Below are 15354 nucleotides of genomic sequence, written 5' to 3'. Positions count from 1 at the left end.
GCTAGCCTTTTTGGTTTATTTGATCCAAGCATTTACGGTAAAGAAACCGAGAATTGGGCAACACAGGCTAAGGGGCAGGATATAGGCAATTTGTTAGCGATTGTGGTGCTTATTGTTAGTGGATACCTGTTTAGAAAAGGGTCATTCAAGGCGGGGTTTTTGTGGCTAGGCACCCTTTGGTACTTGATTTATGCATATGTAGTGTACGCAATGGCAGTTCACTTTAACGCTCTATTTTTAGTTTACGTGGCCGTTCTTGGTCTCTGTTCTTATGCAGTAATTCTGACTATTAGCGATATGAAAAGACAGGTTATTGAATGTAGGGATTTACCCGCCTTACGATTTGCATCGTATGTAATCATAGGGATTGGTATTTTATTTGGAATGCTATGGCTAAGCGAAATTATTCCAGCTTTGCTAACGGGTAAGGTCCCACAAAGTTTGCAAGACGCGGGTCTATGGGTTAATCCAATTCATGTTATTGACTTAGCAATAGTGCTGCCTGGATTCATAATTACAGGTTATTTTGCACTGAAAGGCAAAGTGAGAGGTCTATTCTTTCTTGCCCCTTGGCTAACTTTCTCCGTCTTGATGGGTCTTAGTATCGTCGCAGCCATGATTATGATGACCATACAGGGGGTAGGTTCCACTCTTGCTCCGATGATTATGGTTTCCCTCGTCGTTCTATTTAGTTTCGTCGCATTGTGGAGATATACCAACAAAATCACCTAATGCTGCTGTAAGGAGCTGCCCAACTGACTTCGAGCGCTTGCAATCTGGGATCCGATAAAGGTTTCAGGAAGGTGGCTGTGATGCCGAAGGCATCCTTGAATTGACCTACCAACGCGATCATCAACTTCAGCAAGTGACCGTCCTGATTCAAACAGCCCACCAAGAGTCTGGTTTTAAAACCTAGCTGACAAGATTATTTTGCATCCATAACTGAAAGATCCACGAAAATGTTCAAGAGAGCTTTTGGCTCTATCGCAATCCATTCAGGATACGTATTTTCGATTTCTTGTTTCGAGCCATATCCGTAAAGAACGCCGACTGATCTCATTGAATTCGCTTTAGCTGCTTCAATATCAACGTGCCGGTCACCAATCATTATCGAACGCGAATTAACAAAATTTTGATTCGTAAGCTCTTTCAACTGGCTACTTTTCTTGATGCCTACTTCCGCTCCATTAACAAATTCAAAGTATTGACGAATATCGAAGAGAGTGAGGATCCTTTCAGCAAAGTCCACTCGCTTGGAGGTGCAAACTCCCATTCTGAAACCAAGTCTTCGCAGTGTTACCAGGACATCCGGAATTCCGTCGTACAAAATATTCTCTGAGAACCCCACCTCTGAATACCGCTCACGATATTTGCTAACAAAACTACTGAAGTCCTTATCTTGGTCTAAATGCAGAATCTCTCGGAAGGCGCCATCTAACGGTGGGCCAATAAACTTCTTTAGGTCGTCCTCTTCAACCGGACTTATCCCATGTGATTCAAGTGAAAAGTTTACGGAACGGACAAATCCGAGCGCCGGATCAGTGAGTGTCCCATCAAGATCGAAGGTTAGCTCGCATGGTGTCTGCTCTATCGAATGTGACAAATCCATCGAATTATAAAGGAGTGATCGTCACATTACGATGAATCAAATCTTATGCGATGAGGTAGGGCTATCTTCCGTGAGAGTCCCTCATTTGAACACCACGGATACGTAATTGGCGATGCACTGTTCCGGGTGATTTACCAACTCGATTTCCGCCTTCTTAAGTCGTTCGGAAACAGTGTTTCGAGAAATGCTGAACTCCCTGGCAAGCTCATACCCCGTGACCCCTTCGCTAAAGCGATTTCCCAACATAAGTGCCTGAGTGTCGGTGAGGCATCGTTGGCGTTGCCGTATTGGGCCAGTTCGTTCATAATCGACGGGTGTGGCCCCTGATTTTGAGATTCGGTGACGCTTTTCGAGCAGTGTTGACCATTTGTTTGCGTCAGCAGTGGAAAGGGCCACTTTTTTATGTATTGCTCCAGTTACTGCTGTAGATAGCGAACTAAGAAGAATTAAGAGTCCATTACCTTAATTGCTCGGCTAGACACGCCAGACGAACATCTTCAATGCGAAATTCGTGGTGGCGATGGATCACAGAGGAATAGCTTCTTTTAAAGCGTTTTCGAGAACAGACTTCTTAAGAAGTGAAACTGGGGCCACATCGACACTCTCGTGCAGTAATGAACTCAATGCTGTTTTCAATTTCATTATCGGGACAATGCCATTGGATGTATCGAATTCAACGAGAAAATCAATATCACTAGATTTTGTATCTTCACCACGCACAACGGAACCAAATATGCGCACGTGACTTGCTCCGGCTTTCTTCATAAGGCGATTGATCTCACCGCGGTTCTCTCTAATCTTCTTTGCCCGAATTGAAGATAGATTTGCTGCGGCAGTTTTCTTGACCCGAAGTTCGAGTTCAAGCCCACCGGCTTTAAGTATTCGCATCAATGTATCAATCGATGGACTTGCCAAACCTGCTTCGTAGCGGGCGATGGCAGGTTGCGATGTCCCCGCTCGGGAAGCAAATTCAGATTGAGTCAGGCCTGTTTCTTGTCGTGCCTGTGCGATTAAAGTCGAACTGCGCTTATGGTTCATAACAAAAGAATATACCTGTACAGGTATATATACAATATGGGCCTCTTTCTTGTGGATTCATATCCTGGGCTCAGTTCGTCGTTGCGATCCCTATTTATGTTCGTGTCTTCATCTATGTAAGGTATTCCTTGATATAAAAGAGAGGTGTAAATCATAAAAGTGAAAAATAAGAGACTCGAAATTTCACGGAGAATCGAAGCACCGTCCCAGTTCATTTTTAAAATTCTGGCAAACCCAAGCCGGCATAAGGATTTCGACGGTTCAGGCATGCTTCGTGGCACGGATCACGAAGGTTCAATCACAAAAGTGGGCGATAGTTTCACGATTAGAATGCAACGGCTCGGAGATGACTACCTAATAATCAACCACGTCGTCGAATTCGTGCCAGATCGACGCATTTTTTGGGAGCCTGCCCCTGGAGACATCTCTCGGGCGGAGGGAAATGATCCATCCAAAGTCGGTATTTCCGCGGGCTATCGCTGGGGATACGTTTTGACTCCTGAAAGCAGGTACGTCACAGTCGTCACTGAAATCTTTGATTACAGCGCCGTCTCCAATGATCTCCTACGTGATGGCGGATCGTGGATTAATGGAAATAATTCCTTAATTGAATCTATGGCCGCTAGCTTGGAGAAACTCGAAAAAATAAGTGTCCAGTAGAGCAAAGTCGGATAAACCTCTGAAAGCGATACCTCTTTCCCCTGTAACCTGTGCACATGTCATCTGAGCAGAACCGCGAGAGTGCACACGAGGCCTATGACTTTGCCTACGTGCAGGAAAAGTGGCTGCCGATTTGGGATCAGTTAGAACCCTTTAAATCTGGCCGCGCCGATGATGCCCGCCCCAAGAAATATATCTTGGACATGTTTCCATACCCTTCGGGTGATTTACATATGGGTCATGCCGAGGCATATGCACTCGGAGATGTAATTGCGCGCTATTGGATTCAAAAAGGATTCAATGTCATGCACCCAATTGGATGGGATGCATTCGGACTTCCGGCAGAAAATGCTGCGATTAAGCGCAACGAAAATCCAAGGATTTGGACTTATGAAAATATCGCGGTGCAGAAAGCTTCGATGCGCCGTTATGCATGCTCATTTGATTGGGATCGAGTATTTAATACGTGTGATCCCGAGTTTTATAAATGGAACCAGTGGCTCTTTTTACTCTTATATGAGCGCGGACTTGCATATCGAAAAGATTCAGCCGTTAATTGGTGTCCTAGTTGTCAGACTGTTTTAGCTAATGAGCAGGTTGTGGCTGGTTTATGCGAGCGATGCGATACGGCAGTTACAAAAAAGAAATTAAATCAGTGGTATTTCAAGATTACTGATTACGCCGATCGATTGCTTGATGACATGGCTCAACTTGAAGGTAAGTGGCCTGAAAAAGTTTTGATGATGCAACGCAATTGGATCGGTCGATCTACTGGTGCCAATGTCTCTTTTGTTATTGAAAACCGCGCTGATCCAGTGACGGTTTACACAACCCGTCCCGATACTTTGTTCGGTGCAACTTTTATGGTCGTTGCCGCCGATAGCGAACTCGCTGCAGAGCTCGCAGTTGGTTCGGGTGTTGAAGGTGAATTTGCAGCTTACCTAGAAACGATTAAGGCCGACAGCGACATCGATCGTCTTTCAACAGATCGCCCAAAGAGCGGTGTTTTCTTACATCGCTACGCGATTAATCCAGTCAACGGCGAAAAACTTCCAATCTGGGCTAGCGATTATGTTTTGGCCGATTATGGCACTGGCGCAATCATGGCCGTTCCGGCACATGATCAACGAGATTTAGATTTTGCACGCGCAATGAAACTTCCAGTGACAGTTGTTGTTGATACCGGTGAAGAAGATCCGAACATATCTGGTGTTGCAACCGGCGGAGATGGCATATTAATTAACTCTGGCACTCTGAATGGTATGAATAAGTCCGATGCAATTGCGGCAATTAATGCTCAGCTTGAAAGAGATGGCCTTGGAAAAGCTGGACGTAACTACCGTTTGCGCGATTGGCTTGTGTCGCGCCAACGTTATTGGGGCACACCGATTCCAATTATCCATTGCCCACACTGTGGTGAAGTACCAGTTCCTGCAGATCAATTGCCACTTACTTTGCCAGATGCCGAAGGCTTAGATTTAAAACCCAAAGGTACTTCGCCACTTGGCGCTGCAACGGATTGGGTAAATGTTAAGTGCCCTAAGTGCGGCGGGGATGCTAAGCGCGATACCGACACGATGGATACTTTCGTAGATTCATCGTGGTACTACTTGCGCTATCCATCATCCACCAATCACGATGAAGCATTCTCTAAGAAAGATATTCAGACTTGGCTTCCGGTAGATCACTATGTCGGCGGCGTTACACATGCAATTTTGCACCTGCTCTATAGCCGCTTTTTAACTAAGGTTTTAAATGATTTAAATATGCTCGATTTCAATGAGCCTTTCACACGCTTATTAAATCAAGGCATGGTGGTTATGGATGGCTCGGCGATGTCTAAGAGTCGTGGCAACTTAGTGCGCTTATCAGATGAACTCGAAAACCATGGCGTAGATGCGATTCGCTTGTCAATGGTCTTTGCTGGTCCACCTGAAGATGATGTCGATTGGTCAGATGTTTCTCCATCTGGCTCGGTTAAATTCTTATCGCGTGCGTGGCGCTTATCTGGAGATGTAACAAGTGCGCCGGGTGTGGATTTCACTAATGGTGACATTGGGCTGCGGAGAATTACACACAAATCACTCAACGATGCCGATTTTGCGATTGAATCTTTACGCTTCAATGTCGCTATCGCACGCGTTATGGAGCTAGTGAATGCAACACGCAAGGCGATTGATTCGGGGTGTGGTCCAGCAGATCCAGCGGTTCGTGAAGCAGTCGAAGCCGTGGCCATCATGCTCTCACTCGTTGCTCCTTTTACCGCCGAAGAGATGTGGGAGCGCTTAGGTCACAAACCTTCGGTCGCACTTGCCGGCTGGCCAATAGTTGATGAGAAACTTTTAGTGGCAGATGCGGTGACCGCAGTTGTCCAGATCAATGGCAAGATCAAAGATCGCCTCGATGTACTGCCCACGATTAGTGATGCCGAGCTTGAGGCTAGTGCTTTAGCCTTGCCAGCCGTAGTTGAGGCGCTCAGGGGAGAAATAATTTCAAAGATCATCACACGCGCCCCAAAAATCGTAAACATCGTTATCAACAGTTAGACCAAAAGTACCACTAATAGGTGCTGTGGGCAGGCTTAAATCGCCTGCATGGACCAACTCAATCAAACCTATGAAAGTATCAAAAACTGGTGGTACGAACTCCACTACTCACACATTCAAAAACGTGCGCTCTTAATTTTAGGCACACTAATTATCATTTTTTCATCTCTTCTTGTTGTACGGGGAAATACTCACGAAGTTGTGGCGCCTCCGATAATTGCTGTACAGATCGCAGCACCCGAAATATTTATTGACGTGACCGGCGCAGTTAATAAACCTGGTGTTTACACACTAGCGGCAAACTCACGTGTCATCGATGCGATTAAAGCGGCAGGAAATTCGGCCCCTGGCGCTGATTTGAGCACTATAAATTTGGCTCGCGTTTTATCCGATGGCGAGCAGATATATGTTGATGCAACAGTAAGAAATAGCGCTGGCGTACGGGTAAGTAAAGTGGTACGAAGCGGTCCTATCAATATTAATCGCGCAACTGCGACTCAGTTAGATTCACTCGATGGTATAGGACCAGTAATTGCTAGGCGCATTATTGAATACCGAAAATCTAATGGCCCCTTTGCAACTATTGTGGATCTTCAAAAGGTCAGCGGAATTGGTGTAGCAAAATTCGCGGCGATAAAAAGCAAAGTTCGCGTTTAACCGATTATCGCGCCGTTGCAGTAGGGGCAGCGCTTTGGCTTGGAGCGCTTCTGCAGAGTGCACTTGCCCCTTGGCGAATTACTTTTGCCGCCATCTTTCTTGCGTTGCTCTCAGTTATTAGTCGAAATCTTCGCTTCACAGTATTGATTACGGCGCTCCTAGTTGGCTCGACTGTGATGTCTCTTCGCGAGGCATCTATCCAAAATTCACAAATTGTAAAACTCTATGGGCAATCGAGTGAAATTATCGCTCAAGTTGTCACAGATCCTAATCAGAGCGCATCTGGAAACTACACTTTCATTGCACGTGCGATCTATGTCAAAAGCAGTCATGGATCATTTGAGATGCGAACCCCGATTCGTGTTATTACACCAAGACCGAGCGTGCTCGAACTATTACCAGGCCAAAGTTTTAGCGCAAAGGCACGAATAGTCGATAGCAAAGAGGGACGAGTTGCCGCACTGGTTTTAATCGATGAGGATGTCACAGTAATTACGGGTGCATCTCAGTGGGCCAAATCCCTAGCTTCAATTCGATTAGGTCTTCGCAACTTAACGGGGGAGGGTAATGCTGGAGCTCTGATTCCCGGAATGGTCTTAGGCGATACTTCAAAACAAAGCCTTGAGTTCAAGTCGGCAATGAGGCGCTCCGGATTAGCGCACTTAGTAGCAGTGAGTGGGGCCAACTTTGCAATAGTTTCCGCCTTCGTATTGTGGTGCATGCAGTTTTTATTTACCCGAATGAAGTTTCGGTTGATTGCAACGGCGATCGCTTTGATCTGTTTTATTGCCCTTGTGCGACCATCGCCATCGGTTCTTCGTGCTGCGGCGATGGCGGCCGTCCTATTGATCGCCGTGGGCACTAATCGCGGCCGAGATTCTCTACCCGCGCTAGGTTTTGCTATTGGCGCAGTCGTTGTTGCAGATCCCTGGCAGGCGCGCGATGCCGGCTTTGCACTCTCTGTCTTTGCTACTGGCGGCCTTCTATTATTTGCACCTAAAGTAGCTGAAAGATTTGCGCGTTTTTTGCCAGGCAAACTTGCCCAAGCGTTAGCGCCTCCTATTGCTGCGATTGTTTTTTGTTCACCAATATTAGTGGCGCTATCTGGGTATCTCTCGCCAATTAGTATTGTCGCAAATCTATTGGCAGCCCCTGCAGTTGGACCAATTACTATTCTGGGGTTTATTGCAGCACTACTTTCACCGGTTGCTCCCATCTTAAGTATGGCTTTGATTTGGTTAATAAAATTCCCAGCAGGTTTTATTGCAGCCGTTGCAACATGGGCGGCGCAATTTCCAGTACTCACTCTGCGCACCGGAAGCATCGGCTTCCTTATCGTTGCCTCATTTTCGATAACAGTCTGGCTTTTTAAGAAATACATAAAAGCTATTTCAATTAGCGCCCTTATATTGATTCTTACACTCACTTGGCTGCAACGTTGGCCGGCCGGGGATTGGCAGATTGCAAACTGCGATATTGGTCAGGGTGATTCCATGGTTGTAAATCTCGGAAATCATCGGGCAATTGTCATTGACGTTGGTCCAGATCCAGTTTTGGTGGATCGTTGTTTAAAGGCGCTAGGTATTGAAGAAATTCCACTCATGATTCTTTCGCATTTTCACGACGATCACGTCGGAGGATTAAGCGGAGCCATTAAAAATCGCAGAGTTTCGCAGCTCTGGGTTAGTACAAATGCCGAACCGTTAATGGAGAGCGAACATGTTGCCGCACTTATGAAAGAGATTGTGATAATGCGCCCACAACGTGGATACTCGGCGCAAATAGCACATTTCAGAATTAATGTCATGTGGCCGGCAGTTGGTGAACATGTTTTTGCATCAATACCCGGCGAGGGTTCAGCGGTGAATAACTCCAGCATCGCCGTTATCATTACATCTACAGATTTCTCACTTTTTTCCGCGGGAGATTTAGAGCCACCTGCCCAACAAGAGCTGATAAGCAGTGTGTCAAAAATTGATATTTATAAGGTGTCTCACCATGGTTCGAGATACCAGGAAGCCGCTTTAATGCGCACCTTAAAACCAGAGATTGCCGTCATTAGTGTTGGAGCTAAAAATCGCTACGGCCATCCTGCCCCGCAGACGGTGCAGACCTTGACTAGACTTGGGGCAGAGGTTCTGCGCACTGACATCAATGGATCCATCAGTATTCAAGCAAAGGCACACCAGTTTACAATTCGAACAAGTAAGGGCCGATTTAATCTCTTTCGATTGGAGTAGCGAAATGAATGCCGTCTATCTACTCCTTGGGTCTGAAGGCGCGCTTTCAGACCGAGCAATAAATAAATTAACCGTCGAATTAAAAGAGAGAAATTGCGAGATTACAACTCTTTTTGCAGGGGAAACTATCGGTGGTGACATTGCCGATGCTCTCGCTCCATCTTTATTTTCTGAATGCCGTGCATTAATTCTTCGAGATTTACAAGATCTGCCCGAGGAAAATCGCGAAGAGATAACACGATATCTCTCTGATCCGGATGAGACAATAACCGTTGTCTTTGTTCACAAAGGTGGAGTCAAGGGCAAAGCGCTTCTGGATGCAATTAAAAAAGTCAAACCCGAAATTATTTTATGTGAACCATTAAAGAAAGAGTCTGAGAGGGAGGGTTTTGTTAAAGAGCTCTTTCTAGATATAGGTCGCAAAGCATCACCTGGTGCCGTTACTGCCCTAGTTGGTGCACTCGGAAGTGATTTGCGCGAACTTCGGGCAGCGGTATCTCAAATCGCTGCCGATGCACCGCCCGGAGTAATTGATGAACTTATCATCGATAAGTTTCACCAAGGTCGCATTGAAACAAGTGGCTTCGATGTAGCAGATGCAACGTTGGATGGAAATTTATCTGGTGCACTCATCGCCCTCCGAAGTGCACTTGAAACAGGTACGGATCCAGTCATGATTACAAGTGCTATCGCATCGGCCCTTCGCTCTTTGGCAAAGGTTTCGGGTGCACATCGCGGAGTAAAATCCTTCGAACTAGCCGGCCAATTAGGCATGGCGCCGTGGCAGATTGATAAGGCGCGTCGCCAGCTCCACCGCTGGTCGCCGGGGGCCATCGCCGATGCGGTAGGTCTGATTGCAACTGCCGATGCCGAGGTCAAAGGTGCAGCGAGTGATCCGATATATTCCCTAGAGAAGGCGGTAGCTCGTATCGTTTCTTCACAGCGCGCACTCTAGGAAAATCCTATGAAAACAAAAGGCGGAGGAGTATATTTAATCTATGCGTAAACTTTTTGGATTTACTTTATTCACACTTTCGATCGCCCTATTACCTCTGAACGCAAATCAATCATTTGCCGCTCCAGAGTTTGACACCTACATCGTCATACTTAATCCAGGTACTGATCGTGTCGCTGTGGCAAGTGAATTCAGTAGAGCCGGATGGCGCATTGAACACGAATACACCAACGTATTCTCAGGCTTTGCAATCAACCTTCCTGCACAAGCTGCTGCTGGTCTGGCGCGAAACCCAAAGGTTTTATCCATTGAACGCGATATAGAGGTCACCACGTTTGAAACTCAATCGGGAGCGACATGGGGGCTAGATCGAATTGATCAACGGGCACTTCCTCTCTCCAGCGATTTCATTTATTCGGCAACCGGTACAGGTGTTCGGGCCTACATTGTTGATACAGGGGTGCGTGCAACTCACACCGAATTCATTGGTCGCATGGCTACTGGTTTTAGTGCCTTTAGGGATAAACGTGGAACCGATGATTGCAATGGCCATGGCACGCATGTCGCCGGGACTGTTGCCGGCACCACTTATGGCGTGGCTAAGACAGCGACGATTGTTCCCGTACGCGTCCTGAATTGTCGTGGATCAGGGACTACTTCTGGTGTCATAGCCGGACTTGATTGGGTGGCGCAAGATCACACTACTGGGCCGGCCGTGGTTAATATGAGTCTTGGTGGTGGAGCAAGTGCAACTCTGGATGCAGCAGTTTTGGGTGTGGTCAACGATGGCGTGAGCGTTGTTGTTGCGGCGGGTAACTCAAATGCAGATGCTTGTGCCTCATCACCGGCGCGTGTTCCGCAAGCAGTTACGGTTGGTGCGACAGTCAGTACAGATGGCCGGGCGTCATATTCAAACTTCGGTGTATGTCTAGACCTCTTTGCTCCAGGGTCGGCGATTACTTCTGCTTGGAAAACCGCCGATACAGCGACAAATACGATTTCGGGAACCTCAATGGCATCGCCACATGTGGCAGGGGTTGCGGCAGTTTTGCTATCGAGAACGCCGTCGTTAACACCAATCCAAGTTGCTGCTGCGCTCACATCTTCAGCAACCAGCGGCGTTGTTACTTCTGCCGGAACAGGCTCCCCTAATCTTCTGCTTTACTCTGATCCATTGGGTGGATGAAGCCAATTCGAACTGCACTAACAATTTACTTTTGAGGGGAGTAAGAGATTGAGATACTTCTTTGGGACGCTAGTCTTCATCTTTTCAATTGTGCTTGCCTTAGGAATGATAACTGGTCGAGTTAAGAGTAAATCATGTTGTGCTCCAAGTGATCCCAAGCACGATTTAAGAATGAATCAAGACACTTAATAGAATTTTCTCCAACTCTGTTCTACTCTGGACCTATGCCTATCAGGGCGCCGAAATATTCTCCTTTCAATCGGAAAACTATTGAGAAAATTTCACTAACTTTATTACTTACATTTGTCTTTAGTGGGCAAGGGTCAACGTTTTTTATTGAGAAAGCTCATGCGGTTAAAGTTGGACAAAGTTGTGCCAAAGTAGGATTAAAGACCGGCTCGTTTGTTTGCACTAAAGTCAAGGGCAAACTCATCTGGCAACTTGTAAAAAGGAATCAGAGTATTTCTGCTACCTACCTATCCAAAATCAAATTGGACGCTTTAACTATGACAATTGACTACACGACAACGTCAAAGCTTTCCGTTAGTGCAATCGTCTTGGATCCAAATATTTGTTCGCTAAAAGACAAAGTTGTGCAAGTAAAATTAATTGGATATTGCACTATTAAATTGATTCAGTTAGGAAATGCGAAATACCTACCAGCACCGCCCGTTGAAATCAAGATTCTTATTTATGGAAACAATGAAATTACTTTTTCCCCTCCAAGAACTCTGCCACTTGATAGTTCCACATACTTACTTTCAGGAGTGTCAACTTCGGGTCTTCCCGTTACTTTCGAGACATTAACCCCTGAGGTTTGTACAATCTCCGAGATCTCTGTTTCCCTTATAAAAGTTGGTTACTGCAAAATATTAGCTACGCAAGGGGAATCAGAGTTTTTCGATTCTGCGCCAACAGTGGAGGCAAGTATTGCCATCCAAGGAAGAAATCTGATTACATTTACACCTCTTTCCTCGCTACTGCTTTCAGCCAGGACATATTTATTATCTGGTATTTCTACATCAGGCCTTGCACTCAAATACAGCTCTTTGACCCTCGATACGTGCAGTGTCTCTGAATCGACTTTGACTCTTATTAAGGTAGGTTCTTGCAGAGTTGTTGCAGCTCAGAGCGGATCAGATTTGTATCTTCCTGCACAGTCGGTAGAGGCCAACATTAGTATTTCCGGAGCTCGGACAATGAGTGATCAACCAGACACTGTTGCAGGTTTTCAAGTCAAAGCAATATATGTTGTGCCCAGTGATGGGGTAGATAATTCGTATGATACCAATGGCTATATCGCTAGAATTCTTGATGAAGGTAACAAATATGTACACACTCAGTTGGGCTTGCAAGTTCCAATTGATAAAAACACAGCTGGATACGATATTCAATTTATGAAATCCAAATTTTCTACGGCATATATCCTTAAGGCGGATAATTTAACCAACGATCTTCTGACAGAAAGTTTAGCTCTAGAATCCCCCGGAATTAACCGAAAAGATTTTCTATTTTTCATCGAAATCGACTCATTGCGAGATGGCATAGCTTGCGGTTATGCAGGTAGACCTGGAATATCGGCGGTCGTTGCAGTAGGGAGAGGCACTGTAAATGGGACAACATGTACAGGCAAGGCTCACAATTTTGATGAATATGCCGCCGCCACTTGGCTCCATGAGTTGATTCACAATCTTGGTGTAAGTCACACTTCTGATAATCCATGTGATTTTATGCGGGGATACCCTGAAACACTAACTACATGCCCTGCAGGCTCTTCGTTAACTTTAGACAAGGAACATATCCGTTATATAGGAAGCTCTAACCAAGGCCAAGACATATTAAAACTTCCGGTGTGGGAGGGGTACACGAACAAGGATTATTGGAGCAGATGTTTCCTAAACCCAGTGTCACGTGCCGATGGATTCAAATATGCATATTGCCCAACTGGGACACAGACCATCGGAGCATTAACCTATTGTTGGGACAGCTTTAACTCTGTGACGCTAGAAGAGTTCGTTGATGGGAGTTGGAGGAGTTTGGGCGCTGGTAGCCATTACTCAGATCCCTGGGGGCCGAATGTGAGCTGGAAGTGCACTGCAGGGTTTTCGGCCCCATGGAAGCAGTTAACAGTTACAAGCCCTGGGATATCTTTGTACCGTTGGATGCGAAATGGAGTTGAATCTGAGCAATTCAAGGTGATATGGGTACGTTAACAACTTTCCGAACAAAAGTGCGCCGAGTTTTGGTGATTTTCTTGCTCATAGTAGGGATGAACAGTCTTGGGAGTTCATTATTTGACAATTATGCCCTGGCCGCACAGCAAGGACAGGCTTGCGCAAAGGCAGGACTAAAAAGTGGTTCATTCATTTGTACCAAACTCAACGGGAAGATCTTCTGGCAGACAGCTAAGAAAACTCAGAAGATTTCATTTTCGGCACCCAAGCAAACGTCAACTCAAGACGTCTTTGTTGATTTCCAATTTGCAGCAACCTCAAAATTGGCGGTTACGGCAACTTCGACGACACTAGATATTTGCTCAGCAAGCGCTAAGAAAATTCTATTATCGGGTAAATCGGGCCTTTGTAGAATCTCTCTAACTCAGGGTGGAAATTCCTACTATCAACGAGCAAGAGCAGTTTCGATGGAATTTATTTCTTTTGGAGTTGCTGCCATCGATTTTCAGTTGCCAGAGGCATTGCTCCTAAGTCAAAGCACTTACAAGCTTGTTGCCTCCAGCAGTTCGGGTTTGCCGATTACGTTCAGCACCGGAACTCCTGATTTTTGTACTGCTCAGAACACAGTCTTGACGTTAGTGAAAGTGGGTACGTGCAGCGTGATAGCAAGCCATTTAAGCGCAGACTCACCAAATACGGTAACTTTGGTCACGTTGACAGCGGCGATTTCTAATGCAGGAGCAAATTCTGATCAGCCAGATTTAATTAATGGATTTCAGATTAAACCGATTTATGTTGTGCCGTCCGATGGAGTGGATAAGGCCTACGACACAAATGGCTACATTGCGGGCATACTAGATGAAGGCAATAAATATTTGCGTGCGCAGATAGGTTTAACGGTTCCTATTGATAAAAGCTCGACAGATTATGACATTCAATATTTGAAATCGAAACTCTCAACAGAATATCTGTCAACACATGCAGATAGCACATTAAGAGAATCCAGCGATGCGTATCTTCTTCTCGATGAAATTAAAGCTATGGATCGCCCCGGCTTGAATCGGAAGAACTACATCTTCTTCATTGATGTTCCTGGATTTGGCGGTCAGTATTGTGGTTTCGCAGCCACCCCTGGAATATCTGATATCGTGGCTTTAAAGAACATCTCCACCCGACACAACTGCACTGGCAAGTCTTGGAATTTTCATAATGGGATCGCCCTAACCTGGGTTCATGAGTTATTTCATAACTTTGGCGTAAGACACACACTGGATGATCCTTGCGATTTGATGAGAGGCAACGAAACTCCTGGAACTTGCCCGTGGAATGGGATAATTACAATTGATAAGAACCGAGCACGCTACGTACGTAGCTCTGTACAAGGCCAAGACATTTTAAAATTACCAGTCTGGAAGGGCTATACAGGCAAGGATTATTGGTCTAGATGTTTTCTAAATCCAGTACTGCGTGCCGATGGATTCAATTATGCATACTGTCCCACCGGCACACAGACAATTGGAGCGTTAACGAATTGTTGGGGCTCTATTAGTTCAGTGATGTTGGAAGAATTTGTAGATGGCGCATGGAGGAGCTTGGGAGCCGGCAGTCACTATTCAAAACCCTGGGGTCCGAGTGTGATCTGGGATTGCAATGTCGGCTTCACGGCGCCATGGAAGGAGTTAACTGTTACAACTCCTGGGATAAGCCTATATCGATGGATGATAAATGGCAGTGAATCAGAGCAGTTTAAAGTCATTTGGGTCCATTAAAACTTCACCAAATTTGCGTATTGCCATTGGCGAACAATGTAACTTCGACCTAGAGCATAGTTCAACCCTTTTGGCAATCGCCGACCCGCAAGAAAGATCTGCTGCAAGTGATCCAAAGCGAGATTTAAGCCTCAGGAATGAGTCAATGTAAACTCTTGCGCCGTGGGATTGATCTAAATTAATATGCAAAAGTGAAAAGCGCACTAAAACTCTCGGCATCACTCTTAATCTTTTCTTTGGTTGCACCACCACAATTCGCATTTGCAGCAGTCAAGGCGGGTTCAATCTGTAAAAAGAGTGGCCAAAGTGCGAAATATGCCGGTAAGAAGTTCACATGCATTAAATCAGGCAAGAAGTTGGTTTGGAACAAAGGCGTTGTGATCCTTAATCCACCACCGACTAATCCACCACCGACTAATCCACCACCGACTAATCCACCACCGACTAATCCACCACCGACTAATCCACCACCGACTAATCCACCACCGACTAATCCACCACCGACTAATCCACCACCGAC

Annotated in this window: 12 protein-coding genes; 9 read left to right on the top strand and 3 right to left on the bottom strand. The window is 45.8% G+C overall.

Going from position 1 to position 15354, the window contains the following annotated elements:
• Positions 1-732, top strand: a 732-nt coding sequence (locus Q8K48_06420; protein ID MDP1852034.1) for a hypothetical protein, incomplete at its 5' end; no start/stop codon positions are given.
• Positions 733-925: 193 nt separating this feature from the next.
• Here Q8K48_06420 and Q8K48_06415 read toward each other — a convergent pair.
• Together Q8K48_06415 and Q8K48_06410 are read right to left on the bottom strand one after the other, a co-directional pair.
• Entirely contained in the window at positions 926-1609 is a 684-nt protein-coding gene (locus Q8K48_06415; protein MDP1852033.1) for an HAD-IA family hydrolase, read from the bottom strand.
• A 525-nt stretch (positions 1610-2134) separates the two neighbouring features.
• Complete coding sequence (locus Q8K48_06410; GenBank protein ID MDP1852032.1) at positions 2135-2647, bottom strand: helix-turn-helix domain-containing protein; 513 nt, start codon at positions 2645-2647, stop codon at positions 2135-2137.
• A 159-nt stretch (positions 2648-2806) separates the two neighbouring features.
• Between Q8K48_06410 and Q8K48_06405 the strand changes: the two genes are divergently transcribed.
• The 8 genes from Q8K48_06405 to Q8K48_06370 all read left to right on the top strand — a co-directional run bounded on the left by Q8K48_06405 (position 2807) and on the right by Q8K48_06370 (position 14834).
• Entirely contained in the window at positions 2807-3307 is a 501-nt protein-coding gene (locus tag Q8K48_06405) for a hypothetical protein (protein ID MDP1852031.1), read from the top strand.
• A gap of 56 nt (positions 3308-3363) precedes the next feature.
• Positions 3364-5853, top strand: coding sequence for a leucine--tRNA ligase (gene leuS, locus Q8K48_06400; protein ID MDP1852030.1), 2490 nt, complete (start codon positions 3364-3366; stop codon positions 5851-5853).
• A 48-nt stretch (positions 5854-5901) separates the two neighbouring features.
• Positions 5902-6510 carry a ComEA family DNA-binding protein gene (locus Q8K48_06395; protein MDP1852029.1) on the top strand — a complete coding sequence of 203 codons (609 nt, stop codon included), beginning with the start codon at positions 5902-5904 and terminating at the stop codon, positions 6508-6510.
• A 176-nt stretch (positions 6511-6686) separates the two neighbouring features.
• Complete coding sequence (locus Q8K48_06390; GenBank protein ID MDP1852028.1) at positions 6687-8750, top strand: ComEC/Rec2 family competence protein; 2064 nt, start codon at positions 6687-6689, stop codon at positions 8748-8750.
• Between the two features lie 4 nt (positions 8751-8754).
• A complete protein-coding gene (gene holA / locus Q8K48_06385; protein MDP1852027.1) occupies positions 8755-9705 on the top strand; it encodes a DNA polymerase III subunit delta in 951 nt (316 codons plus the stop codon).
• Positions 9706-9748: 43 nt separating this feature from the next.
• Positions 9749-10891, top strand: a complete 1143-nt coding sequence (locus tag Q8K48_06380; protein ID MDP1852026.1) for a S8 family peptidase — start codon at positions 9749-9751, stop codon at positions 10889-10891.
• A gap of 224 nt (positions 10892-11115) precedes the next feature.
• Positions 11116-13104, top strand: coding sequence for a hypothetical protein (locus Q8K48_06375; protein ID MDP1852025.1), 1989 nt, complete (start codon positions 11116-11118; stop codon positions 13102-13104).
• Positions 13092-14834 carry a hypothetical protein gene (locus tag Q8K48_06370; GenBank protein MDP1852024.1) on the top strand — a complete coding sequence of 581 codons (1743 nt, stop codon included), beginning with the start codon at positions 13092-13094 and terminating at the stop codon, positions 14832-14834. Before Q8K48_06375 ends, Q8K48_06370 begins: the two co-directional genes overlap by 13 nt.
• Before the next feature lie 178 nt (positions 14835-15012).
• Here the strand turns inward: Q8K48_06370 and Q8K48_06365 are convergent.
• Positions 15013-15354: hypothetical protein (locus Q8K48_06365; GenBank protein MDP1852023.1), on the bottom strand; the 342-nt coding region annotated here is incomplete at its 5' end.

The sequence above is a fragment of the Candidatus Planktophila sp. genome (assembly GCA_030681675.1).
Taxonomy (GTDB): Bacteria; Actinomycetota; Actinomycetes; order Nanopelagicales; family Nanopelagicaceae; genus Planktophila.
The sequence above is the reverse complement of the archived record's forward strand: the minus strand, read 5'-3'. Positions and strand labels throughout refer to the sequence as shown.